The 26114-nt window shown below is 36.1% G+C and carries 25 protein-coding genes and 1 riboswitch; of the genes, 21 read left to right on the top strand and 4 right to left on the bottom strand.

Annotation, left to right across the window (positions count from 1 at the left end):
* Window positions 1-47 precede the first annotated feature (47 nt).
* Window positions 48-998 (bottom strand): VOC family protein, encoded by a 951-nt coding sequence (locus JHE06_RS11100; RefSeq protein ID WP_201088808.1) that lies wholly within the window; start codon window positions 996-998, stop codon window positions 48-50.
* Between the two features lie 41 nt (window positions 999-1039).
* On the opposite strand from JHE06_RS11100, the gene JHE06_RS11095 reads away from it, so the two are divergent.
* The 6 genes from JHE06_RS11095 to JHE06_RS11070 all read left to right on the top strand — a co-directional run bounded on the left by JHE06_RS11095 (window position 1040) and on the right by JHE06_RS11070 (window position 7336).
* Complete coding sequence (locus JHE06_RS11095) at window positions 1040-1630, top strand: alpha/beta hydrolase (RefSeq protein ID WP_201088807.1); 591 nt, start codon at window positions 1040-1042, stop codon at window positions 1628-1630.
* A gap of 371 nt (window positions 1631-2001) precedes the next feature.
* The gene (gap, locus tag JHE06_RS11090) at window positions 2002-3012 is read left to right on the top strand and encodes a type I glyceraldehyde-3-phosphate dehydrogenase (RefSeq protein ID WP_201088806.1); all 1011 of its coding nucleotides are present in this window, start codon (window positions 2002-2004) and stop codon (window positions 3010-3012) included.
* A gap of 417 nt (window positions 3013-3429) precedes the next feature.
* Window positions 3430-5226 (top strand): purple acid phosphatase family protein, encoded by a 1797-nt coding sequence (locus JHE06_RS11085; RefSeq protein ID WP_236253513.1) that lies wholly within the window; start codon window positions 3430-3432, stop codon window positions 5224-5226.
* A 126-nt stretch (window positions 5227-5352) separates the two neighbouring features.
* Window positions 5353-5805, top strand: coding sequence for a MarR family winged helix-turn-helix transcriptional regulator (locus tag JHE06_RS11080; RefSeq protein WP_201088805.1), 453 nt, complete (start codon window positions 5353-5355; stop codon window positions 5803-5805).
* Window positions 5806-5819: 14 nt separating this feature from the next.
* Entirely contained in the window at window positions 5820-6332 is a 513-nt protein-coding gene (locus JHE06_RS11075) for a GNAT family N-acetyltransferase (protein WP_328706704.1), read from the top strand.
* A 170-nt stretch (window positions 6333-6502) separates the two neighbouring features.
* A complete protein-coding gene (locus JHE06_RS11070; RefSeq protein ID WP_201088804.1) occupies window positions 6503-7336 on the top strand; it encodes a histidinol-phosphatase HisJ family protein in 834 nt (277 codons plus the stop codon).
* 396 nt (window positions 7337-7732) lie between these two features.
* Here JHE06_RS11070 and JHE06_RS11065 read toward each other — a convergent pair whose 3' ends face one another.
* Together JHE06_RS11065 and JHE06_RS11060 are read right to left on the bottom strand one after the other, a co-directional pair.
* A complete protein-coding gene (locus tag JHE06_RS11065) occupies window positions 7733-9118 on the bottom strand; it encodes a M24 family metallopeptidase (protein ID WP_082664217.1) in 1386 nt (461 codons plus the stop codon).
* Window positions 9108-9902, bottom strand: a complete 795-nt coding sequence (locus tag JHE06_RS11060) for a DeoR/GlpR family DNA-binding transcription regulator (RefSeq protein ID WP_231726718.1) — start codon at window positions 9900-9902, stop codon at window positions 9108-9110. The genes JHE06_RS11065 and JHE06_RS11060 overlap by 11 nt, the downstream gene beginning before the upstream one ends.
* Window positions 9903-10110: 208 nt before the next feature.
* On the opposite strand from JHE06_RS11060, the gene JHE06_RS11055 reads away from it, so the two are divergent.
* The 12 genes from JHE06_RS11055 (at window position 10111) to JHE06_RS11000 (ending at window position 20534) form a co-directional block, all read left to right on the top strand.
* Window positions 10111-10527, top strand: a complete 417-nt coding sequence (locus JHE06_RS11055; protein WP_058919430.1) for an RrF2 family transcriptional regulator — start codon at window positions 10111-10113, stop codon at window positions 10525-10527.
* Window positions 10528-10598: 71 nt separating this feature from the next.
* Complete coding sequence (locus tag JHE06_RS11050; protein ID WP_201088803.1) at window positions 10599-11186, top strand: class I SAM-dependent methyltransferase; 588 nt, start codon at window positions 10599-10601, stop codon at window positions 11184-11186.
* 154 nt (window positions 11187-11340) lie between these two features.
* A complete protein-coding gene (locus JHE06_RS11045) occupies window positions 11341-11787 on the top strand; it encodes a MarR family winged helix-turn-helix transcriptional regulator (protein WP_201088802.1) in 447 nt (148 codons plus the stop codon).
* An 18-nt stretch (window positions 11788-11805) separates the two neighbouring features.
* Window positions 11806-13542, top strand: a complete 1737-nt coding sequence (locus JHE06_RS11040; protein WP_058919428.1) for an ABC transporter ATP-binding protein — start codon at window positions 11806-11808, stop codon at window positions 13540-13542.
* Window positions 13532-15418 carry an ABC transporter ATP-binding protein gene (locus JHE06_RS11035; protein ID WP_201088801.1) on the top strand — a complete coding sequence of 629 codons (1887 nt, stop codon included), beginning with the start codon at window positions 13532-13534 and terminating at the stop codon, window positions 15416-15418. The genes JHE06_RS11040 and JHE06_RS11035 overlap by 11 nt, the downstream gene beginning before the upstream one ends.
* A 162-nt stretch (window positions 15419-15580) precedes the next feature.
* A complete protein-coding gene (locus JHE06_RS11030; RefSeq protein WP_201088800.1) occupies window positions 15581-15901 on the top strand; it encodes a DUF898 family protein in 321 nt (106 codons plus the stop codon).
* 85 nt (window positions 15902-15986) lie between these two features.
* A complete protein-coding gene (locus JHE06_RS11025) occupies window positions 15987-16352 on the top strand; it encodes a PH domain-containing protein (protein WP_201088799.1) in 366 nt (121 codons plus the stop codon).
* 657 nt (window positions 16353-17009) lie between these two features.
* Window positions 17010-17648, top strand: coding sequence for a flavodoxin family protein (locus JHE06_RS11020; protein WP_201088798.1), 639 nt, complete (start codon window positions 17010-17012; stop codon window positions 17646-17648).
* A gap of 75 nt (window positions 17649-17723) precedes the next feature.
* Window positions 17724-18371: an NAD(P)H-binding protein gene (locus JHE06_RS11015; protein WP_201088797.1), complete on the top strand. Its 648-nt coding sequence runs from the start codon at window positions 17724-17726 to the stop codon at window positions 18369-18371.
* Between the two features lie 145 nt (window positions 18372-18516).
* On the top strand, window positions 18517-18921 hold the full coding sequence (locus tag JHE06_RS11010; RefSeq protein ID WP_201088796.1) for a MerR family transcriptional regulator: 405 nt from the start codon (window positions 18517-18519) through the stop codon (window positions 18919-18921).
* 57 nt (window positions 18922-18978) lie between these two features.
* Window positions 18979-19557 (top strand): histidine phosphatase family protein, encoded by a 579-nt coding sequence (locus tag JHE06_RS11005; protein ID WP_201088795.1) that lies wholly within the window; start codon window positions 18979-18981, stop codon window positions 19555-19557.
* Between the two features lie 131 nt (window positions 19558-19688).
* Window positions 19689-20534 carry an aldo/keto reductase gene (locus JHE06_RS11000; RefSeq protein WP_201088794.1) on the top strand — a complete coding sequence of 282 codons (846 nt, stop codon included), beginning with the start codon at window positions 19689-19691 and terminating at the stop codon, window positions 20532-20534.
* A gap of 494 nt (window positions 20535-21028) precedes the next feature.
* Here the strand turns inward: JHE06_RS11000 and JHE06_RS10995 are convergent, their stop codons facing one another.
* The gene (locus JHE06_RS10995) at window positions 21029-22207 is read right to left on the bottom strand and encodes an ROK family transcriptional regulator (protein ID WP_236253512.1); all 1179 of its coding nucleotides are present in this window, start codon (window positions 22205-22207) and stop codon (window positions 21029-21031) included.
* 368 nt (window positions 22208-22575) lie between these two features.
* Here JHE06_RS10995 and JHE06_RS10990 point away from each other — a divergent pair, with 368 nt between their 5' ends.
* The 3 genes from JHE06_RS10990 (at window position 22576) to JHE06_RS10980 (ending at window position 25626) form a co-directional block, all read left to right on the top strand.
* The gene (locus JHE06_RS10990; protein ID WP_201088793.1) at window positions 22576-23871 is read left to right on the top strand and encodes a PTS sugar transporter subunit IIC; all 1296 of its coding nucleotides are present in this window, start codon (window positions 22576-22578) and stop codon (window positions 23869-23871) included.
* A 17-nt stretch (window positions 23872-23888) separates the two neighbouring features.
* Window positions 23889-24788 (top strand): DUF7916 family protein, encoded by a 900-nt coding sequence (locus JHE06_RS10985; protein WP_201088792.1) that lies wholly within the window; start codon window positions 23889-23891, stop codon window positions 24786-24788.
* A gap of 253 nt (window positions 24789-25041) precedes the next feature.
* Window positions 25042-25626 (top strand): GNAT family N-acetyltransferase, encoded by a 585-nt coding sequence (locus tag JHE06_RS10980; protein WP_201088791.1) that lies wholly within the window; start codon window positions 25042-25044, stop codon window positions 25624-25626.
* Between the two features lie 91 nt (window positions 25627-25717).
* A riboswitch (M-box (ykoK) riboswitch) is annotated at window positions 25718-25881 on the top strand.
* Window positions 25882-26114 lie beyond the last annotated feature (233 nt).

Below are 26114 nucleotides of genomic sequence, written 5' to 3'. Positions count from 1 at the left end.
CTCAATTTACACTTATAAAAGGTAGAACTAACTTTTAGGGTGCTGTTTTATTTATATAAATGAGACTCTATCGATTCTCTTTTGCGTTCTAAAAAGCGTGGTAAAGACAAAGGAATATCATCAAACTCAGTCGATCCGTAATCTTCTTTCGTGAATGAGATCTCTTCAGTTGCTACTTCGAATAAGAGTTGATTTGGTTCTCTAAAGTAAATAGAAGTAAAAAATTCCCGATATTTTACACCTGAATTCTTGAAGTTTCGCTCAATAACTTGTTGCTCAATCTCGCTTAACTCTGAAGTGTCTTTCACGGATAACGCAATATGGTGCGCCGATCCAATGCCTAATACTTCTCGGCTGCTCATCTTATCTTCAATAATATGGATTTCTTGATTAAATAAGGTATTGTCTTTTGATAGCACTGTTGTAAGTAAACTTCCTTGATGAATGTTTTTTGTGACCTCTAAACCAAACATACGCTGCATATTTTTAGAAGTTGCAAGAGGATAGCGTACGCGCAAATGGACAGAGTCGATTCCTAAAATAACATTATCTAAAGAAATTTCTGCAGTTTCTCTAGGGAAAAAGTCATTAATGGTGTCTCTAATGGGGACCATTCCTAGTTGAACACCATCGAAATCCTCAAAGCGTAGAATTTTAGAATCGTTATAATCTTCTATTTCACAATTGAACACATCATTTTCGTTTAATCGTTTCTCCCAAAAGTAAAGAGCCTCAACAGTTGGAACTGCAAACACAGTACGCTCAATAGCGTTTGTACCAAATGTTCTGTCCACACCGTCTTTCATTTGGAAAACAGTGAATTCTGTACCTGGACGTCCTTTCGTATCACCGAAGAATAAATGATACATCTCCACGTCATCTTGGTTTACAGTTTTTAATAGCAGATCTAGTCCAAGTAGCTTATGATAAAATCGAAACGTTTGTTCAATGTCTCGATTAATCACGGAGACATGATGTATAACAGAACTATTCAACATAATTGCGACACATCCTTTGAAGTGTTTGGAGGTACTTTCTTATGAATTATATTAACATACCTGGTTCTACAAATGAATTTTTTGTTTTATTTCATGGCACAGGCGGAAATGAATACAGTTTGTTATCTGTCATCGGTGACATTAATCCGAATGCATCTGTGATTAGTTTTTTGGGAGATGTAGGATCAGGAGCGGGCAGAAGATTTTTTGATCCTTTGCAAAACGGCCATTTTCTACGTGATAATTTTAATGAAAAGGTGAATCAATTCCTTACTCTATGGGACGCTATTAAACCTATAGATGCTAAATTGACATTTGTAGGCTACTCAAATGGTGCTAATTTTCTGTTAGGGCTGATGGGAAAACGTCCAAATATTGCGGACAACGTTGTATTGATGCATCCTTCAAACTTAGGTTATACTTTTGAATCAGGTTCGAACAGTAATATTTTCCTTACTAGTGGAGCAACAGATATAATGGCTATTCCAAGCGAGTCGTTGCAGTTATCTAAACAACTGGCAAAATACTTTCCGTCAACAAAACTAGAATTGCTGGATAGCGGTCATGAAGTAGCTAACGAAGAAGTTTCCAAGATTGGAGAGTTTTTAAGAAAAACACAACTGGATGGTTAATAAATAAAGCTTACCGTAACTTGTTTAAAAACATTTTACGGTAAGCTTTTTTAGTTAATAGACTCTATTCGGACAAGTAATAATAAAATAATTTAACAGTGCAATGGATTATATGCGGTTCTCTTTTTATGTTTTGAAAAATAACGGTTTTAACTTTCGGGGAATTGCATTTTAATACTGATAGAGACTAGGGAAATCCGGTAAATTTTTAATGTAATTCTGCCCCATTTTTCATTGTTATTCCTTCATTGAAAGGGATTTTAGAATGGACTGTGCCCAGCAGTTAAAAATGAGTGATGCATACAATTGGAAGTTTCGTTGTAAAAGCGTTACCATAAAAATAGATACAAATAAAGAAGGAGGAAATATTGATGTCGATAAAAGTAGCGATTAATGGATTTGGGCGTATTGGACGTTTGGCATTGCGTCGGATGTTGGAAAAGGACACAGACTTAGAGGTTGTCGCAATCAATGACTTGACGAATAATGACGACTTGGTTTATTTGCTAAAATACGATACGGCACAAGGCCGGTTCCCGTATGATGTAGAAGTTGGGAGCGATGCGATTGTGGTAGATGGAAAAGAAATCAAATCGTTTGAAGAAAAAGATGCTAGTCAGTTACCATGGGGCGATTTAGGCATCGACATTGTCTTGGAATGTACTGGTTTTTATACTTCAGCGAAAAAATCACAAGCCCATTTGGATGCAGGCGCAAAACGTGTTTTAATCTCTGCACCGGTAAAAGCTGCGGGAGCGGAAGTAGACAATACTAAAACAATCGTTTATGGTGTGAATCATGATTCGCTTGATGAAAATGACAAAATCGTCTCTGCAGCATCGTGCACCACGAACTGTTTAGCACCAATGGCAAATGTATTGAACAACAAGTATGGAATCGACAGTGCTTTAATGTCAACGATTCATGCGTATACTGCATCGCAAGCATTGCAAGATTCCCCAGGTGGACGTAAAAACCGTGCAGGGGCACAAAATGCTATACCGGCTTCAACAGGTGCTGCCAAAGCGGTAGGGAAAGTTATTCCTGAATTAGATGGAAAAATTGACGGAACGGCTGTCAGAATTCCGACTATTACGGGATCAATGACAGAATTGTATTCTGTTTTGAATAAAGAAGTAACAGTGGAAGAAGTAAACGCGGCAATGAAAGAAGCTTCAAACGATGCGTTTCTTTATACTGAAGACGAAATCGTATCTTCAGACGTTATCGGAGTACCTGCTGGCTCAATTTTTGATGCCACTCAAACAAAAGTAATCGAAGGCACTAAGGGACAATTAGTCAAAACGGTTGCTTGGTACGATAACGAGTATGGCTTTGTGTCTAACATGGTAGGTACTTTAGAACATTTTGCTGCTATTTAAACAACAGGCTAATTAACGGGGAGCAGAAAGCTTCCCGTTTTTTTGTGTTTCAAAACGTTGATATTATACATACCAATGCTTAAAGGCACTTTTAAATTTTAAAGAGTGCCATTTTTTATTGATTCTATTTTCCACGAAACTTTCATATTGAAATCAAAAAGCATGTACAAATCCTCAGTTTTGGAAGCACCAAACTCAACTTAGAATAGCAATTGCCCAGTGAGAATTCATTCTATTCTTCATAATTGATTGTCAAAAAAAAGACTGTTTATTTGGTAGCTCTTTCTTTGTGTAAATCCATGTTTACTGAATCTTTACGTGTTATTGATCAACACTAAACATTCGTCCTCTACAGTAAGAGTATAGGCTCATTTGATTGAGGGCTTATAAATATATCTTGATTTGGGAGGAAAAGAATTGCATATAAAAAGAAAAGTTAACAGGTTTTCTGTTCCAAGTATAGCTGCCATGGTTTTGTTGGTACCATTTGTGTTAGCCGGCTGTCAAACAAATGCAGCACCAAGCACTTCAGAATCAGCTTCTTCAGTGGTTAGTTCTTCAGGAAATGAGATAGAATTATTAGAGAGTAAGCCAAAAGTGGCTGAAGTTGAAGCAAACAATGTACCTAACCGTATCATTACGACACTCAATGGAGATACTCAAACTCAAATGGGCTTTAACTGGTATACGACGGATAAATTTGATGACGCTAAAGTGTGGGTAAGCACGTCAGAAGATTTAAGCGATCCATTAGTTTTTGAACCAGAAGCTGTCGAAGTGACGAATCAATACGCAGAAAGAACAGAAGACGGTTTTTATATTTATGCAGATTTGGAAATGGATGAAGAAGGAAATCCTGTGGAAGGAGAAAACAGCGAACCCGTTGTGAATGGCTACTACACAGATGAAGGCAAAAGCGGACCGGAATGGACAAGCGGAGATGCAGTCGGTTCGTTAGATTTGGTTGACGTGACTGAATACTCTTATAAGACCTTAGCAACGGATTTAGAGCCGAGCACCACTTACTACTACCAAGTTGGAAGCGAAACGGGCGAAAAGAGCGAGGTGGGAACATTCAATACCTCAGGTGAATCAGGCGATGAATTTACTTTCGTACAATACACCGATACTCAAAATGCTTATTGGAATGAAAATGTCCTCAATGAAGCTGCTTACGGTGCAGATACCATTAAACAAGCTTTGGAAATTGCTGATGCCGATTTTGTGCTGCACACAGGGGATGTCGTGGAAACAGCCGAAGTAGAAGATGAATGGATCGATATTTTTTCTCAATCTGAAGAATCTTGGTTGCAGCAGCCGTTAGTCGTTGCCCCAGGAAACCATGATGAATATGCGTTAAAGTATGGCGACTCTCAATTAACTGAGAAATTTAATGAACACGTCAATGTGCCGGTAACAAATGATAAAGTCGATGGCGGATCTTACTACTCGCTTGATTACAATGGCGTACATATCGTAGTCGCTAATACGAACGACAATAAAGTATCTGAAGACAATCCAGAAGGCAAGGCTTTAGGCGAAGAACAATTAGCATGGATCGAAGCAGATATCAAACAAGCTCGTGAAAATGGTGCTGAATGGGTGGTGTTAACTTACCATAAACCGTTGTACTCTAAATCTTATCATTCGCTTCAAGACGAAGATGTTCAAAAAGTCAGAGAAGAATTTATGCAAATGATTGATGAATTAGATGTTGACCTGGCTTTACAAGGACACGATCATGTCATCTCTAGAACGAAGTCTCTGAACTTTGTGCCGACAGATGAAAACTTCTCTAATGCTACAATCGACCAGTCAGAAGTTGTTATTGGAGAAGACAACGTTGAATACTACAAGAACCCTTCTGGGACAGTATTTGTATTACCGAACACAGGAGGGACAAAAGCCTATGATGATCTTTACAGCAAATCACTGGAACATGTTCATGAGGTAAGACCGGATTTAGAGTGGATGACTCAAGAAAATCTAGATTACTACAACAACCTTTTTGCTTTCGGCGGACAACCGCAGAAAGATGGTGTATTTGCAAATTCGCATTCCAACAATCGGGACTCGACTGTTCAAAACTTTGCCGTTTATAATGTAAATGGAGACGAACTGACAGTAGAAATTTACCAAGTATTTGGCGAGCTGCTGGAAGGCGAAGAACGTGCAGTTGAAAAAGTACATGAATTTGGAATTGTGAAAGAGTAAAAGTACGTAGATAGAACATAATTTATCAAAAGGGAGAGAACTGTTTATACGGTACCTCTCTTTTTGTTGCATTTGCAACAAAGGTTTTATACAATAAGAGTGTCAATGATGAAATGAGGGAACGAGATGATAGATATTCTTCGTGATATTGGTGTCATTGCGAGATCGTTAGATTCGATTGCCAATATAGAGTTTAAAGAGTTAAATCTTACAAGAGGACAGTACCTTTATTTGGTAAGAATTAAGGAGAACCCGGGAATTATACCGGATAATTTAAGCGAAATGATAAAAGTTGATCGAACCACTGCATCAAGAGCCATCCAAAAGCTTGAGAAAAGCGGGTTTATTGAGAAGAGATCCGATTCAGCAAATAAAAAGATAAAAAGATTATTTACTACCAAAAAAGGCGATGAGTTAGCTGATTTTATAATCAAAGAAAATGAATACTCGAATGAAGTTGCTTTAAAGGGTTTGACGGATGAGGAAATCGAGACTTTTTCTCAACTTTTAAGCAAAATCAAACTCAATACTGAACGGGATTGGGACTTTGTAAAAAAAGGTAATAAAAGGAATTACTAAAGGAGCTGTTAAATTTGGAATTAAAAAAAGGCACATTAGCTGATGTAATGCTGCTTCAGCAAATCAGTATTGAAACATTTACAGATACTTTTAAAGAACAAAATACCGAGGAAGATCTAAAACAGTATTTAGAGAAAGCTTATACTGTTGATCAGCTCAAAAAAGAATTAGCTAATGAGAAATCTTCTTTTTTCTTTTTACAAGATAATGAAGAAACAGTAGGTTATTTAAAAGTAAACGTAGAGGATGCCCAAACAGAGGATAGTGCTGAAAGTGCTATGGAAATCGAACGAATTTATATTCGCAGTCATTATAAAAGAAAAGGTTATGGGAAATTCTTGATAGAACAAGCTGAAAGGTTTGCTCAAAAAGCAAACAAAAAGGCTATTTGGTTAGGTGTTTGGGAGAAAAATACAGCAGCTCTAGCCTTTTACAAAGATAGAGGATTTGTTCAGACGAGCTCACACTCCTTTTTCATGGGAGATGACGAACAAACAGATCTTATCATGACAAAGCAATTGGTTTAATGGTGAAAGGAATCAAGAATTAACAGGTTGATGAAATAAAGGATAAAAGAAGTACCAACCTATTAACTGTCTAGAGCGATTAGAAAAATAGGGGGAAAAGCGATGCGCGATTACCATACAGCAAAGAATGGCGAATAAAAAAATGGGTGACTTAAAGGAGTTTTGTTTAGATGGTTTATGCGGATTATCATGTCCATAGCGATTACAGTGACGATTCCTGGTATTTAATGGAAGATGTCGTAAAAGATGCTATTCAGTTGGGTTTAGAGGAAATTTGTTTTACTGATCATGTAGATTATGGGGTCAAACCCGATTGGAAACCAGAGGAAGAATTTCAAGCAGGCAAGAATAAAGACGTTAAAAATGTTCATTACGAACTTTATTTTTCGGAGCTAGAGAAACTTTCTAAGAAATATGAAAAAAACATAACCATTAAAAAAGGCCTAGAGTTCGGTATGCAAATCCATACAATTCCGCAGTTTGAGAAACTCTATCAGTCTCAAGACTTTGACTTTATTTTGTTATCAGTCCATCAAATTGAAAATAAAGAATTTTGGACAGGAGAATTTCAAAAAGGGCACACACATCGGGAAAGTTACGATAGGTATTACGATGAGATGTATCAATTAGTCACTTCTTATAAAGAGTATAGCGTGTTGGCACATATGGATTTGGTGAGACGTTACCTAGATAAAGAAGTTGATATGTTTGAGTATAGTAAAGATAAAATAGTGAAAATATTAAAAAAAGTGATAGAAGACAATAAAGGAATAGAAATAAACACATCCTCAGTTCGGTATGGAATCAACGGTTTGACGCCTTCTATAGAAATCTTAAAATTGTATCATGAGCTTGGAGGTAAGATCATTACGATTGGCAGCGATAGTCATAAACCAGAACATTTAGGGTTTCACATCAAAGAATCCAAGAAAATTTTAAAAGATATTGGTTATACTCATTTTTGTACTTTTGATAAAATGAAACCTATCTTTCACAAACTATAGAATTTTTGGTATTGTGTTGATTCTCTATTTGTAAAATAGATAGTGAAAAAATGTAGAAGATAGATACTCAATTCCTTTTACGTACCTTAAGTTGGTTGAATTTCTATCGATAAGGCAGGCAAATCCATTTTGCATACCTTAAGTAGGATAAAATTTCTCCCTTAAGGCACGCAAATCAATTTTGCATGCCCTAAAGGAGAAAAAGACTATCATTTAAGTCACGCAAACTTTTTTTGAATAAAATAATGTCTTTAACCTCCTACTTATTTTGGCTAAATCGGTAGGATTCTTCCATATATAATAAAACATGACACCTTCCTCTTTTTTATACAGGAGAAAGGTGTCATGTTTATTTGTTTATTTTTTTAACGAGTAAGTTAAAAGCGAAATTTTAGTTTACGCTTCTTTTGTATAAGCTAGTGTTTTATTCAAGAAGAATGGAGTATAGAAAGCTACAGTATCGCTTAAAGGTAAAATATCATCAGAAAGATCAATGTTGATCACATTTTTGATGTAGTTTCTTCTATCTTCAATACGTTTCCAAACATCTGGATACTGCTGTTTTAACTCGTCTCTCAAAGCTTTATCGGCTATAGCGATTGGTTCTTCAGCGCTTGCACCTGAGTAGCCTGGCACACTTGGAATGATATCCACTTGGAACAGTTGTCCGCTTTTAACTACAGCTTTAGATCCTGGGTAGAATGGAGAAGACATCCACTCGTCATCTCCTGTGTAGTGTCCGGGGTTTAGGGTCCAGCCATAAACGTCAGAAGGGAATACTTTCTCGATCATAGAGTAAAATTCATCGCCAGAAATACCAATGCTGATATTTTCTAACCAAGTTGCATAGGCTGTGAAGTAAGGTTTGCCCAATTTATCCAAATAATCTTTTTGATTCTCTGGCAGTTCTTCTTGAGAAGAAACTACAAATCCAGCACGACTGCTCAAACCGCCTTTGTAGCCTACAGTTATGGAGTAGTTGTCGGACAATTGGGCTTCTTTATCTCTTGGATAAAGAGTCGCATTAGTGAACCGTTGTCCGGCAGCACTAATGGTCGTGACAGTATTTGGTTGTCCATCTTGTGCAAGCAAAGCGCCAATTTCTTTTTCGGTTTTGCCAGCTTCAATTGCTTGTATCGCATTAAACATGCCGATACCTGCTAGAGAAGCACCGTATTCAAAATGAGCAATTTCATTGGCATTATGCGTTGTACGCAAGCCACCTTCAGGAGAGCTCAAAGAAAACGTGAAGTTCTTTAACTGGCTTCTGTTCGAAACATAGTTTAACAAGCTGTCTATGATATAAAATGGCAAATCAAATAAATCTGCATTATCGTAACTGCTAGAAGTAAAAAGTTTCCAGCCAATGATACCAATTTGAGCATCTGGTTTAATTTGGCTTTCTTCAAAATGATCTTCCAACGTTTTTTCGCCATCCATCGGTTGGTTTGGAAGAGAGAAGAAAGGAACATGGATTGGTTTAGCATCCACTCTAGAATGTTCCGCCAACTTCAGATTTTCATTTCCTAATAATAAATAACTGTCTCCATTAGCATGAATGACTAAGCAAGCTTCTTCGAACCGTGGGATAAAGCCAGTAAAATATTCAAAGTTGGCTCCGTGTTCACGATCGGCATAGATGATCGCCGTATCCATTGAATAGGTTTTCATTTGTTTTAGAAAGTTTTCTTTTCTAGCAGCCATTGTTTCGTCCGTTAATATGACGGATTGCGGGTTAGAGTGTATAGTAGGCAGCGTTACAGTGTTTAAATTAATGTTCATTTTTAATTTCCTCTTTTCTAACAGATTTTATATTGGTTAATTGGTTTATTTCTTTAAATACAGGTTGTTCACTTTCCAAGTCCGTTACGATCATATCAAAATCGGTAATTTCCCCTACTTTATGGAGATAAGACAAACCAAATTTCTTGTGATCGGCTACGAGCACATTTTTTCTAGATTGTTTCATAATATTCTTTTTGGTAAAAGCATCTTCTCCATTTGGCAGCGTAATCCCTGAGTTAACAGTAATGCCTTCTGTGCCTATAAAGGCAATATCAAAATTGAAATTTTTGACAAAATCAGATGTTTCTAAACCTAAAAAGCCTTTTGAAAGATCTCGATACTTTCCAGGAACACAATGCAGCTGAATGTCCTCAAATTTAGCTAAAGAATTCATAACCAATAATGAATTGGTATAAAACTGACAATTTTCGATATTGAATAATTCTCTGGCAACGGCTAACGTGGTTGTTCCGGTCTCAATAAAAACAGAGCTTCCAGGTTTGACTAAGGTTCGGCAAAATTTGGCAATCATTTTTTTCTCATAAATACTGACTTCTTCTTTGATCGATATTGGGTTTTCAAGTGAGGCATCTTCTCGGTAGATAGCACCTCCATGGACCAATTGGATTTCTTCCCATTTGGCGAGCTCTTTTAAATCTCGATTGATCGTCATCATAGAGACGCTTAGTTCATCAGCTAGTTCTTTTGTAGTAACCTCACCATTGATTTTTACTAAATCGAGGATAAGTTCTTGTCTTTTCGTTTGATTCAATTGAAACACCTCCTTAACTTATCTACTGGTGTTGGTTTCTTCTCATTCATTGTAACATTTAACGGAATAAAAGCAACACATAATAACATATTGTTAGTTTAGTGTTATTTTAAATTTATTTCAAAAAGATGTTTTGACTAAATTATCATTAAATGATAAGATGAAATTTAATTAAGGATAATAAGAGTCTTTAATATCTTTAATAAGGAGGGAAACCATGAAATACTCAAAAGCTACTGATAATGCATTGCACACAATGGTGTATTTAATGACTTTGCCTGAAGGAGATATGATAGGGGTTCAGAGCCTAGCGGAAACACAAAGACTTTCGCCAACCTATTTGTCAAAGATATTAACGAAACTTGCTAAAGCTGGATTAGTAGAATCGACACGGGGAGTTAAGGGAGGATATCGAGTCTCTAAACCAAAAGATAACATCACATTTTTAGATGTCATAAAAGCAATTGAAGGAGACTCTAGTTTATTCAGTTGTTCTATAAACCATAATCAAGGCTGCATGATTGAGGATGTCATGATAAAAGCAGAACAAAATATGAAAGACGAACTTGAGCATAACTATCTCATTGATATCGTCTCTAAAATGGAAGAAAAGCATATGCATAAAAACAAATAAAATGAAGAACAAGGGACTGTTGGCAGTTTTATCTACGGTGCCAAACAGTTAAATTGAAAAGGAGAATGAATATGAAAAACCATGACCACTCACATCATAAGGGTAATTTTGAAAAGAAAGTCGCGTCTCTAGACAATGCAAAAAGAAGAGAGGAATTCCCGCCAGAACAGTTGCTGAAACAATTTCCAATCAACGCTAACGACACTATTTTAGATATAGGGGCAGGAACGGGATTTTTAACGATACCGGCTGCTAAAGCAACTGATGGTCTGGTCTATGCTCTTGATATAGATCCTAAAATGTTGCAGATCATCCGTTCTAAGGCTGATGAAGAAGGACTTGAAAATATCCGAACCATTAAAGAAGAAATGAAAGATTTGCCTTTATCAGCCAATTCAATGGATATTGTTTTAGCTTCGTTAGTCCTGCATGAGATAAATCCTTTACCTGAGACATTACAGTTCATCAACCAAGTCCTTAAAACAAAGGGTACATTTGTATGTGTGGAATTAGAAAAAGAGGAAAATTCAAGTCAGCATCACCCAAGAATAGCTTCAACTGAAATGGAACAACAGCTAAACCGAGCAGGGTTTGAAGTAACCAAGAAATATCATCCGACAGATGCTATTTACGTTATCATTGCTCAAAAGAGAGACTAAATACTAACTTTGTCTGAGTTATAAGAAAGAGTAATTTTTAATAGCTATATTGAAAGGGTAAGTAGATTTATCTATCTATTTATTCTTTTTTTTGCTAACATAGTTACTTATAGTAACTATGTTAGGTAACTTAATTCGGAAGGAGAAGGAAACAATGGATCATCAACTATCGGAAGAATATATTGATGCCTGTATGTGTGCAAAACAAACGATACAGTTTTTGCCTGAGCCGCCTCTTGAAGTACAAAAGAGGCATATTTATATCATCAAAACATTGTATAACTTGTCAATAAAGCTGGACAAAGTACGCATCAGTGATATTGCTGACGCGATTGGTGTAACGTTGCCGAGTATTACAAAAAATATCACAACGTTAGAAAAACAGGGCTATATCAATAAAGAAGCAAACAAGGAAGATAAGCGAGTGGTAAACATTCGGTTAACTAAAAAAGGGTTAGCGTTGCATCGAAAAATGGTCTACGATTTTCATCATAAAAATAGTCAGATTTTAGAAGAAGTTCCGGATGAAGATATCCGCTTGACGATCAAAACGATTTACCGAATACATGATTTAATGGAGCGAGCGCATTTGCTCAATTAAAAGAAGAGGAGTAAGACAATGTATAAAACATTAATGAAATCATTGCGGCAATATAAGAAACCTGCCTATTTGACCATGCTGTTTATGGCCTTAGAAGTTGCTGTGGAAATCTTTATTCCTTTTCTTATGGCAAAGATTATTGATAGAGGATTGATGGAAAGGGATATAGCGTATATTTTGAAAATAGGTTCATTAATGTTTGTGATGGCCTGTTTTTCCATGCTGTTTGGAGTATTGGCCGGAAAATTTTCTTCCGATGCGGCAGTAGGACTTTCAACGAATCTTCGTCAAGATATCTACGAAAATATTCAAACCTTTGCATTTGATAATATTGACAAATATTCTTCGTCCAGTTTGATTACAAGACTAACAACAGATATTACGAATATTCAAATGGCTTTTCAAATGGTACTAAAAACTATTATTCGCTCGCCATTCATGATTGCATTTGCATTTGCAATGGCATCTTATACAAATTTGAAATTATCTTTGACCATTCTCATCATTGTTCCTATTGTAGCGTTCATTTTGATCGGTCTTATCTATCGTGTGCATCCTTATTTTATAGAAGTTTTCAAAAAATATGATCGATTAAATCAAACCGTACAAGAAGATATTAATGGAGTGCGTGTGGTAAAATCGTTCGTTCGTGAAGAGAAAGAAATTGAAAAATTTAAAAAAGCTTCTGAGGATATTAAATCTCTATTTATGAAGGCAGAAAAAATTATTGCTTTTAATGCTCCGGTGATGCAGATCGCTATTTATTCTTGTTTGCTCCTTGTTTATTGGTTTGGGGCCAAGTATGTTGTCGGCGGAACAATGAGTACGGGTGAGTTAACGAGTTTTATTACTTACATGATGCAAATCTTAACGAGTATTATGATGATTTCCATGATTTTTGTGATGATCGTTATTTCTGAAGCTTCGGTAGAACGGGTTGCTGAAGTTCTGAATGAAAAAGCGACATTGTCAAATCCAGAAAAGCCGCTTACGACAATTGAAAATGGCGACATTGAATTTAAAAATGTTCAGTTTAAATACAATAAACGATCAGAAGAGGCAGATTTAAGTCAGATTAATTTAACCATCAAGTCTGGTGAAACGATAGGGATCATTGGCGGAACGGGTAGTGGAAAGAGTACACTTATTCAGTTGATTCCCAGATTATATGATGCAACTGAAGGAGAAGTATACGTTTCAGGACATGATGTAAAAGACTATGATTTAGTGACGTTGCGTGACCAAATTGCAATGGTATTGCAAAAGAACACATTATTCTCAGGAACGATCATTGAAAATTTGAGATGGGGAGACAAAGAAGCTTCTGAAGAAGAAGTTCAACGGGTTGCCAAATTAGCTCAAGCAGATGATTTTGTTCAAGCCTTTCCAGATAACTATGAAACGGTGTTGGATCAAGGTGGTTCGAATGTTTCCGGTGGTCAGAAACAGCGGTTGACGATTGCGCGCGCATTATTAAAACAACCTAAAATCCTGATTTTAGACGATTCGACCAGTGCAGTAGATACAAAAACAGATGCTTATATTCGAAAAGCATTTACAGAAGAAATTCCGAATACAACAAAAATCATTGTGGCACAGCGTATTTCTTCCATTCAGGATGCTGATCGCATTATCGTATTAGAAGAAGGCAAGATCGATGGCATTGGGACACATGAAGAATTGTTGGAAAACAATATGATCTATAAAGAAGTATTCGATTCTCAAGTAAAGGGAGGGACGATAGTTGAAGAATAACTCGAACGTGAAACCAGCTGTTAGTCCATTAAAAACACTTAAAAGAATTCTTTCATATGCAACGAAGCAATATAAAGTGCGGATACTCATCGTAATTGTCAGTATTATCATTAGTGCAGCCACCAATGCAATTGGGATCAGCTTTACGAAAACATTGATTGACGACTATATTGCTCCTCTTCTTACTCAAGAAACGCCTGATTTTTCAAATCTAGCACGTATTATTAGTCTAATGGCACTATTGTATTTGACCGGTGCCCTTTTCACCTATATTTTTAATCGTACAATGGTGACTGTATCGCAGGGAATCTTAAAAGACATTCGGGATGAACTGTTTACGCATATGGAATCTTTGCCGATTCGTTACTTTGATAGCAATGCGACAGGTGATATTATGAGTCATTACACGAATGATATTGATACGCTAAGACAGATGATCAGCCAATCGATTCCGCAAATTTTTTCTGCACTGATTACGATTTTATCAATTATTATTGCGATGTTCATTATTAATATACCGATGACGTTGGTTGTCTTATCTATGATAGGTGTGATGATTGCCGTTGTTCGTACGATCGGTAGTAAAAGCAGCCGTTACTTCTCTATTCAACAAGCTGCATTGGGAACATTGAATGGCTATATAGAAGAAATGATTGAAGGCCAAAAGGTCGTTAAAGTCTTTAACCATGAAGAAGAGGCAATTGCTGATTTTAGTGATTTGAATGAAAACCTAAGAGAAAATGCTACGAAAGCCAATACCTATGCCAATATCTTAATGCCGATCATGGGAAATATTGGGAATTTTATGTATTTATTAACGGCTGTAATAGGATCCATTTTTTCGATTACAGGAATCACGACGCTGACAGTAGGAAGTATCGCGTCGTTTGTTCAATTCACGAAAAGCATTAGCATGCCTGTATCGCAAATTTCGCAACAGTTTAATGCGATCATCTTGTCGTTAGCGGGTGCAGAACGTATTTTTAAACTATTAGCTGAAAAACCTGAAGAAGACACTGGAACAATTGAGTTAGTTAATATCACTAAAAGTGTTGACGGGAAAATCGAAGAATCCAGACAACGCACAGGTGAATGGGCATGGAAACAAACGACTGCTGATCACGAGGTTGCTTATACGGAATTAACGGGAGATGTGCGCTTTAACGGTGTAACGTTTGGGTATAATCCCAATAAAACGATTCTTCACAATATTAATCTATTTGCAAAACCCGGTCAAAAGATTGCGTTTGTTGGGGCAACTGGAGCTGGAAAAACAACGATCACCAATTTGATCAATCGCTTCTATGATATTCAAGAAGGGACCATCACTTATGATGGCATTGATGTCAAAAAAATCAAAAAAGATGCTTTAAGAAAATCATTGGGTATTGTATTGCAAGACACGCATTTATTCTCAGGAACGATCAAAGACAATATTCGTTACGGCAGATTAGATGCCACCGATGAAGAAGTTGAAGCAGCTGCAAAATTAGTCAATGCTGACTTCTTTATCAGACAATTGCCGCATGGTTACGATACTGAATTAACAGGTGATGGCGGCTCGCTTTCTCAAGGACAAAGGCAATTGCTCGCAATCGCCAGAGCTGCAGTAGCAAATCCGCCAGTTCTGATTCTTGATGAAGCAACTTCAAGTATTGATACGCGGACGGAATCGGTTGTTCAAAGCGGAATGGATGCCTTAATGAAGGGAAGAACGGTATTTGTGATTGCCCACCGGCTTTCAACAGTTCGCAATTCAGATGCGATCATGGTAATGGAACAAGGACGAATCATTGAAAGAGGAAACCATGAAGAGCTGATTTCTCAAAAAGGAGAGTACTATCAATTGTATACTGGTGCATTTGAAATGGACTAACTAGAGAAATACCAAGGGATGCAATTATATCCTGCAAATTTATTGTAAGATTTTTAGCGAGAAATGGTCCAGTGCTGTTATGACGTAGAAGAAAGCAGCGCTGGCCTAATTTTTATTGTCTAGTTGATTTTAAATTACATAATGATAAGAGGAGGATTGTAGATGGAAACAAAAAACGGCAGGCATTCATTTTTCGATGGAGGACTATTAAGTCTTATAGGTTGGAGCCTTTTAGGCGGTGCGGTGACAATACTAACATTTGGGATTTGTTACCCTTGGGCTTTATGTATGGTGTATGGTTGGAAAATAAACCATACAGTTATAGAAGGCAAACGAATGAAATTTAACGGTTCAGCTTTTAGTTTATTCTCACACTGGATCAAATGGTTGTTGCTGACTATCGTAACGCTTGGTATTTATGGTTTTTGGGTAAGCATAAAATTGGAAGACTGGAAAGCTCGTCATACAATATTTGTAAACTGAGTAACCAAAAAGTATTTTTGTTCATGGTTTTAAGTAGAACTTTAATACTGAATACATAACTATAATTAAAAAGGAGAATATATTTATGGCCGAATTAGAAAAATACATCAATTGGACATTCTCAGAAGAGTGTGGTATTCCAGATGATATAAGCGATAGACTGGTTCAAGGAGAAGAAGCTGTAGCTGCATTTAAAACGATCAGAGATATTGCTATATTTACTAACAAACGATTAATTGTTCGTGACGCACAAGGATTACGTGGTAAAAAAATTGAAATCTACTCTTTGCCGTATAGTTCGATCAATATGTGGTCTACTGAAAATGCTGGTACTTTTGATATTAATTCCGAAGTTGAACTATGGACACGTGCTGGTCATGTAAAAATAGGTTTAGGAACCAAAATAGATATTAGAAAATTTGATGATTTAATTGCTTCGGTTTTATTATAAAAGAAGGTTTTATTTTTCTTTAACTTAGAGGGTATATACAAGTATCTAAGGTACAAAAGCCAGTATTTCAAGATGAGAAAAAAAATTAGAACAAGATAGTCAATTCTTATTTGGTTTTAAACAGTTTTGGAATTATTTTATGACGGAAAAATCATTCTAATTGAGGGAACTCTTTTAGCTCTATAATAGTGAGTGTTGGTGATTAAAAATCACTAACACTTATTTTTTTGTAAAAAAATGACAAGTAGCCTCTACTATTTGAAAAACTCACACAATAAAAAAGGATTGAGGAAGTCTGTCCTTTTTGAAAAGTTCAAATTTAATAATTTTATATAAATCTAACCTTTTTAGTTGCATTGGAGTTGACTACAAGGTGTAAACTGTATTTACATTAACGAAAGAGGAACCATCGTGTCAGAAAATTAAGAACAATTTTATGAAACCGTTGGTATTCCGGTTGAACGTGTTGCGGGAGCTATCCAACAAGCGATTCAGGGACCTGCAGATACGGCTTGGAGCGAAATCATTGTCCGGCCAACGAAACAAATTCAATAATGCAAAAAGGAAGTGATGGAATTGAATAAAATATACTTAGTCATTTTTGCGAGTGTATTTGCATTGCTTGCAGGGTGTACTGGAAACGGGGAGGAAAATAGTATGAGTAACGATAATAGCAACAACGAGGAAAGTCGTTCAGAGCAATCCGCACAATCTTCATCAATGTCAAAAATCGTTGGCACCAATCAATATGGCAGAGGTGCGAAGTCGGACGGTCAAGATACGAATAGCAATGAAGCACCAACGAGAATTTTAACGGAAGATGCCGATGCAATCGTCATCTACTTTTCAAGAAGCGGCAATACGGAAAACTTAGTGAGGATGATTCAAGGACAGATAAATGCTGATATATTAGAATTGACGATTTCACATCCTTATCCTGAAGATTATGATGAAACGATTGCTCGTGCAAATCAAGAAAGAGAAAATCAAGAATTTCCAGAAATCAATACGGAAATTCCTGATCTAAGTCAGTATGAACGTGTTTATTTAGTGTATCAAACTTGGGCGATGTCTTTGTCTCATCCAATCATTAGTTTTTTGGAAAACTATGGAGAGCTGCTTGATGGGAAAATAATCTATCCCTTTTCATCGAATGCTGGATATGGTGAAGGGGACTCTCTTGAAAGAATACAAGAATTGTTGCCAAACAGCTCAATAGAACAAAGCTTTTCTATCGAAGATAAAGATGTTATTTCTTCGCAAGAAGAGGTTGCAGACTGGTTAACAAACGATTAGGTCGTTTCGCTTGCTTTATAGTCAACTCTAAGGTGTATGGTAAGAATACAGTAAAGTGAAAGGAAGTAATGATACATGAAAATGTTAATTTTAGGTGCAGCAGGACAAGTAGCTAGTATACTGATCAAACTTTTGGTACAAGAAACAGACAGCAAGCTGGTGCTATACGCTCGTAATGCAGACCAACGTTTAAAAAAAGAAGTTCCTGACCGAGAAGAAATTATCGCTGGAGATTTTCTTGATTCAAATACTCTAAACAAAGCGATGAAAGGTGTAGAGCTTGTTTATTTAAACGATATGGGAAACTCTGAGGCAGTTGAAAATGTAATAGAATCAATGAAAAAAAATGGTGTTAAGCGAATTATTGGTGCATCAATTCTTGGGATTTATAATGAAGTTACTGGCAAATTTGGCGAATGGAACACTACAATGATTGGATCCAGCCCAAGAATGGAAGAACAAAAAAGATCCGCTCAATTGATTGAAACTTCAAATTTGGATTACACTTTATTGCGTTTGACTTGGTTATACAATGATTCTGCGAGTCTATCTTATCAATTTACTATAAAAGGGGAACCTTTTATAGGCGCTCAAATAACAAGAGGAGCTGTAGCTCGTGCAATTGCTGATATTATTGAAGACGATGATGGAACTTATAGTAGCGAAAGCCTTGGTATAAGCGAAGTGGGTTCTGAAAAATTAGAAAAACCTTCATTTTATTAAGTCAATTGGTTCAAAAAAATGATGAAAAAAGAAAATTAAATAGAGCAGCGAAATGAATTGTTGGGTTTATTGATCACCGTAGTCCGGCAGTAGATGAAGGATTCATTGACTCGTATGCAAATTTTGTTGTAAAGGAAGGATCAGTATGAATATAAAAGAAGTGAGCGAAAAATATAGTATTTCAACGGACACTTTACGTTACTATGAGCGGATAGGAGTTATCCCCCCAGTGACTCGAGACAAGAATGGTTACCGAGATTTTTCTGAGAAAGATTTGAATTGGGTGTATTTTGCAAAAGTACTCAGACAAGCTGGAGTCACGATTGAACGATTGGTTGATTACACAAATTTATCAAAACAAGGTGGAAAAACATTAGAAACTAGAAAAGCAATTTTGGCCGATCAACTAGAGGATATTAATAAGAGTATTGAGGAATTTGAAGAAGCTCGTGATTATTTAAAATATAAACTTGATAGTTTTTATACGCATATGGTTGAATATGAAAAAGAAAAATTAAAAATTGAGAATGACCAGAATGAGAATCAGTAGTCCTAAGCAATTAATTAGAAAAATTTTAAGTAGCTTTCAAAGACGGAGGATAATCATATGTCAAAGCTATTGTATTTAATGAGGCACGGAGAGACGTTTTTTAACCAACAAAAGAAAATACAAGGCTGGTGTGATTCACCGCTAACGGATAAAGGAAGGAACCAAGCAGCCATAGCAAGCAACTATTTTTCTGAAAAGAACATAAGCTTTGATAGTGCTTATTCCTCAACTTCAGAACGTGCGTGTGATACATTGGAACTTGTAACAAACATAGATTACAAGAGAATTAAGGGGTTAAAGGAATGGAATTTCGGAGTATTTGAAGCAGAACATGAATATTTGAATCCACCTTTGCCTTATGGAGACTTTTTTGTAACTCATGGTGGTGAAGGAGAGTTGGAATTCAGAAATAGAATTTCTAAAGCTCTGTTCAAAATAATGAAAGAAGAAGAAAAGCAAACAGTGCTAGCGGTATCTCATGGAGCGGCTTGCAGACAATTTATGCGAAATTGGGCGCATACAAGTGATGTGGACCAGAAAGAACGCTTAGGGAATTGTTGTATTTTAAAATTTGCGTTTGCTAATGATCGTTTCGAATTACTTGATATCATCAATCATGACTTTTCAGCTTTATAGAAACCATGGAAGAATCAAGTGATGATAAAGTTGAGTGTTTTAACATGATAAAAATAAAAAATATGTTTTAGAAAGCAAATTAATCAGTAATAAGTAGTCACACAAATAGGAAAAAAATGGAGGAATTGAACATGGAAACAGTAACATTAGCAAACGGGATAAAAATGCCGATTTTAGGTTATGGAGTGTATCAAGTAAACGATCTAGAAGAATGTGAACGTGTAGTCAGTGAAGCCATCGAAGTAGGGTATCGTTCAATTGATACTGCTCAAGCTTATGGGAACGAAGCGGCAGTGGGCAACGCAGTGAAACAAAGCGGCATTCCGCGTGAAGAATTCTTTATCACGACAAAAGTTTGGATTTCTAATGCTGGGTATGAGAAAGCTAAAGCATCAATTAAAGAATCATTAAAGCTGCTTCAAACAGATTATATTGATTTATTATTGATCCACCAACCTTTCAATGATTATTATGGCACTTATCGGGCGATGGAAGAGTATTACAAAGCCGGTAAAATCAAAGCCATTGGTGTAAGCAATTTTTATCCAGATCGTTTTATTGATATTGCTGAATTCAGTGAAATCAAACCAATGGTCAACCAAGTAGAAACGCATGTCTTTAACCAACAAGTGGAAGCACAAAAAATCATGAAAGAATACAATGCCCAAATTGAATCGTGGGGACCATTTGCTGAAGGGAAAAATGATTTCTTTAATAATGAAACATTAAAAATTATTGGTGAAAAATATGGCAAATCAGTTGCTCAAGTAGCTTTGCGTTATTTGATTCAACGTGGAGTCGTTGTGATTCCTAAAACAGTCACAAAAGAACGAATGGTCCAAAATTTTGATGTCTTTGATTTCTCATTAACAGATAAAGATATGGAATCGATTTTAGAGTTAGACCAAAAAGAAAGCCTCTTCTTTTCTCACTATGATCCAGAAACCGTTAAAGTGTTAACAAAGCGCGGTAAATAATGAACATTCTCAATCAAGTAATTAGAAAGAATTCAAGATGAGGAGAAACAGCTCAGAAAATGGATTGAAAAATTTTCTGTTAGACTAGGATTGTTGGATACAGAATGATGAATTAGCGTATTTAGTCGTCCACATAAATCGTTTGTTGAATTACAATGAACTAGATGGTTAGAAGCAATAGAAAGTAATAAAGTAACCTACTTGAAAACAAAAACAAGAAGGTGCAATATCCATTTATTTGGATACTGCACCTTTTTTTATTTTCTATAAATATCCTAAATAAGCAATACCTGTCTTAAAATTTTTATGCTGTTATTCAGTTTTTTCATCAATGAAAAAACTTGTTTAAGCATTTCCACGCTAGCTTCAATCGTATAAATGATGCGACTGATAAACTAAGTTACATTCATTAAATTTAAAATAGAACATCGATTATTTAAAGTGCTTTTTATCCACATAATAAATGGTATGCCAGCTTACTGGAGAAATATAAACTATAATGTTTCATAAATACATAGTCCGCATGCGCCAAGAGCACCATTTATTTCATCATAGCGTTTAAAAATGCGTTGTTTAGGATGCTGAAGGTTTAACAATGATGCGTTCTCATCAATACATTTGACTAGGAGATCAGCTAATTCAGGCTCGCTGAATAATTCACTATGGATATAGACGATGTCTGAATCCATAATCATTAGCAAATTATTGATGGCGATAGAAAAATAGTGAATCGCTTGATTAATAATCGTGATTGAACCTTCATCGCCTAATTGATAGGCTTTAATAAGCGTGTCGATGTCGATTTGTTTTCTTTCGGCTACTAACTGTTTGAGAAAAGTATGAGGTGCATCTTCATAAAGAAGGTTTGCTTTTTTTATCATCCAAGATTCACTAGTGTAAGTTTGAAGGCAACCGCGTTTTCCGCACTCGCATAGAGCACCATTTGGATTGATGACAGTATGTCCAATTTCACCAATCAAATGGTTGTTCTCTGCGTATATTTCCCCATTGTACATATAAGTGCAAAACATTCCGCGTCGAACATGCAGAAAAATAAAATTCTTATCTTGTTTGTATTCTCCAAATAAGCGTTCAGCGATAGCCATACATTTAACGTTATTTTTAAAATAAACAGGTAAATCAATTGAGGCGATAATATCTTTTAATGGAAATGTTTGCCAAAAAGGGTGATTTGTTTTAATGCTTTGACTAATGGAATCATAATGGCCTGGTATAGCAATGCCGACAGCAACAGGGTCATATTCCGTATATTGTTCGATAAACTGAGTCATTTTTTCTAGAAAAAAAGTCTCCGTAAATGACTCTTGAAAATCCCAACTATTATGATAGAGAATTTGTTGTTCAATAACCGATCCCAGATTATCGCTTAAACAAAAGGACAGAAACTTATCGGATAACTCTACGCCTATGAAGTAGCTGTGTTGGGATGAAATCGTTAATAAAATTTTTTTGCGGCCTGGTTTGTTACCTGTTTCATCTTCGCCTAATTCATGAATATGTTTTTCATCAATCAGTTTGTTTGTTATTTCGCTTACAGTAGCAGGGGTAATGTTTAATTCTTTTGATATCTCGATTCTTGAGATAGGTCCTTTGGTGTATATTTTATCTAATATTCTTGTTTTTTGTATACCTTGCTTCTTAGATAGGTACATACTAATAGCCTCTTTCTGTATTTATTTATAAAATAAATGCCTATATTGTTCTTGCAAGAAGGACATTTTTAGCAACAGAATACGCGTGATATGCTAAAACGATAGTTGCTTATCTTACTTCTTTTTCTTATAAAGGTTTATTTTTACGGTTGATTATTATGGTGCAAGTCATTAAAGATAGTATAACTTATTATTTATTTTTTGTAATGATTAAAAATAAATAATGTTAAATAATCAATTAATTGTTTACAAAATAAAACTAATTGACTATACTGTATTTAATAACTAAATATTACTAATTAACGAAATGAAAGGGTTTAACGTGGTTTGTTTTGTTATATAAAGTAATTAAAAAAGGGGGATTCATTATGTCACAGTCAAACAATTTTATTGAAGAAAAAGTTATGCCGATTGCAGTAAAACTAAGTACAAATAAATATTTAACGGCCATTCGCGATGGGATTACTTTAGCCATGCCTTTAATCATCATTGGTTCTATCTTTATGGTCATTGCCAGCTTGCCAGTTCCTGGTTGGGAAGCTTGGTTAGGAGATATCGGTGTATCAGGTTATTTATGGAAAGGCGTCGATAGCAGTTTTGGTTTGATTGGTTTAATAGCAAGTTTTGGTATTGCCCAAAGTTTGGCAACTCAATACAAAGTAGATGGAGTTGCTGCTGGAATTGTTTCGTTAGCTTCATTTGTTGTTGTAACACCTTTTATTTCAGGTGAAACAGGATCAGGGCTTACGGTCACTTATCTTGGTGCTCGGGGTTTGTTCGTTGCTATTATTCTAGGGTTATTGAGTGCATATGTGTACCAGTGGTTCATTAACCACAATATTCAAATCAAGCTGCCAGAAAGTGTTCCGCCAGCTGTTGCGAGAAGTTTCAGTGCCATTATCCCAGGTGCAGCGATCATTACATTTTGGTTAATTGTATACGCTTTACTTGATTCTATGACATTGCCTAATTTACATGAAATTGCTCAAGTCGTTTTAGGGGGTCCGCTCGGATTATTGGGTAATAACATTTTTGGTACAGTGATTGTCGCAGGTTTAAACAGTTTGCTATGGTTTGTTGGGATCCATGGCGGTAATGTGGTGAACTCTATTATGCAGCCGATTTGGATCGCGAATTTAGATGCTAACCAAGCAGCTTATCAAGCTGGAAGCGAATTGAAAAACGTGATCACGATAGCGTTTATGGACAACTTTGTTTATATCGGCGGTGGTGGAGCAACGATTGGTTTAGTACTGGTTATCGGCTATTTAGCCCGCAAAAAAAATACCAGTAAACAAACCAAAATTATGGCTCCGATAACAGTTGTACCGGGTTTATTTAATATTAATGAACCGACGATGTTTGGTATTCCAGTAGTCTTGAACTTTATGCTGCTTGTTCCGTTTGTACTTGCTCCAATTGTCAATGCAGTTGTTTCGTATATCGCCATGTCAATCGGACTGGTGCCTTTAACTAGAGTCGTAGCCTCTTGGACGATGCCGCCTATTATTAGTGGTTTCTTAACAACAGGTAGTGTGAGTGGTTCGATTCTGCAAATTGTTTTAATTGTATTGGATGTTCTGCTTTACTTGCCGTTCTTCTTAGCTCTTGAAAAACGGTTCAAAGCACAAGAAGAAAATGAATCATTGTCTCAAAAATTATAAAGGGAGTAGTGAAAAAAATGAATAAACGTTTAATTAGTGCGAATACTGCAGAAATTTTGGCTATGAATGCTCAAGAATTGAAACAAAGTATTAAAGCAAGCGAAGGCCGCGTTATCCTATCCGAAAATTTGGCTCCGCGTGAATCGTTTATTGGCGATATTACAAATTCAGAAATTGCACGAGCATTCGGAGCTGATTTAATTCTTTTAAATGGAATCGATGTATTAAATCCCGATGTATTTGCAATCGGAGAATACGAAGGCTCGTTTGTTGATCGTTTGCATGAATTAGTTGGTCGTCCGATTGGAGTCAACTTGGAACCGGTGGATACGTCTGCAGATATGCTTGAAGAACGGGAAGAAATCTCTTTAGGGCGTCAAGCCAATAGCGAAACATTGAAACAAATCGAAAAATTAGGATTAGACTTTGTCTGTTTCACAGGTAATCCAGGAACAGGTGTAACAAATGTCGCAATTATTGATACAGTAAAAAAAGCAAAAGAACATTATTCTGGTCTTATTATTGCTGGGAAAATGCATGGTGCTGGAGTCGATGAAGCTGTTGCAGATTTAAACGTCATTAAAAGCTTGATTGAGGCTGGAGCGGATATTATTCTCACACCATCAATTGGAACAGTGCCAGGGTTTGATAAAGAAGATTTAAAAGAAGCTGTTAAATTAGCACACCAAGAAGGAGCTCTAGTTATGACCGCTATTGGAACGAGCCAAGAAAGTTCCGATCCTGATACAATTAAGTATATGGCTTTACAAAATAAAATATGTGGAGTTGATATTCAACATATTGGCGATGCTGGATATGGCGGAGTTGCTACGGTTGAAAATATTTTCGCAATGAGTAAAGCCATTCGTGGACAGCGTCATACTGTATCAAGAGTTGCACGTTCTATTAACAGATAATAGTTGCAGTAACTGGGAGGTTATATTTCATAAAGTTACAAGAAAAGAAGCTTTCTAACGTTTGTTAGGTGCTTTTTTCTTGTAGCTTTTGAATGCTACTCGTCAAAAATTAATTGTTATTTAAAAATTGAATAGGGTTAATGTGACAAGTTTTATTGCATTTCATAGTTTCTAAGAAAATCAGCCGCTGAATAATATAAATTTATTCTGTATGATAGGTACAAAGAAGAATGATACTGAGGAGGATGATTAGGTGAAACATAGCGGTACTCAACCATTAGAAACAGAAAGATTATTCTTAAGAAGGATCGCCCTAAATGATGCAGAAGACGTGTATCACAACTGGGCAAGTGATGAAGAAGTAACCAAACATTTAACATGGAAGCCGCATAACAGTAGCGAGGTTACAATAGCCAGTATCTCAAATTGGCAAAAAGAGCTGGAACAAGAAGACTGCTATCGCTGGTGTATAGAGTTAAAAGAAAACCAACAAGTCATCGGAACGATTGATGTGGTTCAGATAAACAACGACATTGAATCTGCCGTGATTGGGTATTGTATGTCTAAGGATTATTGGAATAAAGGAATTATGACAGAAGCTTTTAGTGCTATTAAAGAATTTTTATTTGAATGTGTTGGATTTAATAGAATAGAAGCCAGCCACCATACCGAAAATCCTGGTTCGGGAAAGGTCATGGAAAAGGTTGGAATGAATTTTGAAGGAATCAAAAGAGAGGGAGCAAAGAATAATGAAGGGAACCTTTGTGATATAGCAACGTACGCTATGTTTAAATCAGATTGGGAAAATGAGTACAACGAGATAGAGCAAAACGATTAACTTTTCTATCCTAAAAAGCGTCGTTCAAAAAGAGTAAGCTTAAATGTTAAATTCTTTTGTCCTACAATGAATAAGAGAGATAGAAAGAATTGAATAGCCTTGTTAGGTGAGGCTACTGTACTAGAGAGATGCTGCTACCCAGAAACGTCCAAAGACGCCAATGGGTTAACAGGAATTTTCGAATTAAGGAAATTTTTAACGTAGCTGGGATCGTCCCTATGCTATACAGTGCTGAAACTCAATGAAGGGGTGCGGGGATTAAGCCCATTTGAAGCATCTTGCCCAGCAATTGTTTTGCACGCTCTTCGAAGCGTGCTTTTTTTATTTCTTTTTTAAGTTAAATGGTAAGCAAAAGTCAACAGGAGAAAAACGTTTTTGCTGTTAGCTTGTTTCATTACCATGAAATTCTCTAGGGGGTGGTTCAAGTGGATTCTATTCCATCTTGTCGACAGATGAAAAAATCGAAAAGTTTTATTCATATAGTGCAA

The organism is Carnobacterium sp. CS13 (assembly GCF_016653495.1).
GTDB lineage: Bacteria > Bacillota > Bacilli > Lactobacillales > Carnobacteriaceae > Carnobacterium_A > Carnobacterium_A antarcticum.
The sequence above is the reverse complement of the archived record's forward strand: the minus strand, read 5'-3'. Positions and strand labels throughout refer to the sequence as shown.

Excerpts from the sequence above, each read along its gene's own strand:
- JHE06_RS11100 (WP_201088808.1), bottom strand. The coding sequence starts at position 998 with ATGTTGAATAGTTCTGTTATACATCATGTCTCCGTGATTAATCGAGAC.
- JHE06_RS11095 (WP_201088807.1), top strand. The coding sequence starts at position 1,040 with ATGAATTATATTAACATACCTGGTTCTACAAATGAATTTTTTGTTTTA.
- gap (WP_201088806.1), top strand. The coding sequence starts at position 2,002 with ATGTCGATAAAAGTAGCGATTAATGGATTTGGGCGTATTGGACGTTTG.
- JHE06_RS11080 (WP_201088805.1), top strand. The coding sequence starts at position 5,353 with ATGATAGATATTCTTCGTGATATTGGTGTCATTGCGAGATCGTTAGAT.
- JHE06_RS11070 (WP_201088804.1), top strand. The coding sequence starts at position 6,503 with ATGGTTTATGCGGATTATCATGTCCATAGCGATTACAGTGACGATTCC.
- JHE06_RS11065 (WP_082664217.1), bottom strand. The coding sequence starts at position 9,118 with ATGAACATTAATTTAAACACTGTAACGCTGCCTACTATACACTCTAAC.
- JHE06_RS11055 (WP_058919430.1), top strand. The coding sequence starts at position 10,111 with ATGAAATACTCAAAAGCTACTGATAATGCATTGCACACAATGGTGTAT.
- JHE06_RS11050 (WP_201088803.1), top strand. The coding sequence starts at position 10,599 with ATGAAAAACCATGACCACTCACATCATAAGGGTAATTTTGAAAAGAAA.
- JHE06_RS11045 (WP_201088802.1), top strand. The coding sequence starts at position 11,341 with ATGGATCATCAACTATCGGAAGAATATATTGATGCCTGTATGTGTGCA.
- JHE06_RS11040 (WP_058919428.1), top strand. The coding sequence starts at position 11,806 with ATGTATAAAACATTAATGAAATCATTGCGGCAATATAAGAAACCTGCC.
- JHE06_RS11030 (WP_201088800.1), top strand. The coding sequence starts at position 15,581 with ATGGAAACAAAAAACGGCAGGCATTCATTTTTCGATGGAGGACTATTA.
- JHE06_RS11025 (WP_201088799.1), top strand. The coding sequence starts at position 15,987 with ATGGCCGAATTAGAAAAATACATCAATTGGACATTCTCAGAAGAGTGT.
- JHE06_RS11020 (WP_201088798.1), top strand. The coding sequence starts at position 17,010 with ATGAGTAACGATAATAGCAACAACGAGGAAAGTCGTTCAGAGCAATCC.
- JHE06_RS11015 (WP_201088797.1), top strand. The coding sequence starts at position 17,724 with ATGAAAATGTTAATTTTAGGTGCAGCAGGACAAGTAGCTAGTATACTG.
- JHE06_RS11010 (WP_201088796.1), top strand. The coding sequence starts at position 18,517 with ATGAATATAAAAGAAGTGAGCGAAAAATATAGTATTTCAACGGACACT.
- JHE06_RS11005 (WP_201088795.1), top strand. The coding sequence starts at position 18,979 with ATGTCAAAGCTATTGTATTTAATGAGGCACGGAGAGACGTTTTTTAAC.
- JHE06_RS11000 (WP_201088794.1), top strand. The coding sequence starts at position 19,689 with ATGGAAACAGTAACATTAGCAAACGGGATAAAAATGCCGATTTTAGGT.
- JHE06_RS10995 (WP_236253512.1), bottom strand. The coding sequence starts at position 22,207 with ATGTACCTATCTAAGAAGCAAGGTATACAAAAAACAAGAATATTAGAT.
- JHE06_RS10990 (WP_201088793.1), top strand. The coding sequence starts at position 22,576 with ATGTCACAGTCAAACAATTTTATTGAAGAAAAAGTTATGCCGATTGCA.
- JHE06_RS10985 (WP_201088792.1), top strand. The coding sequence starts at position 23,889 with ATGAATAAACGTTTAATTAGTGCGAATACTGCAGAAATTTTGGCTATG.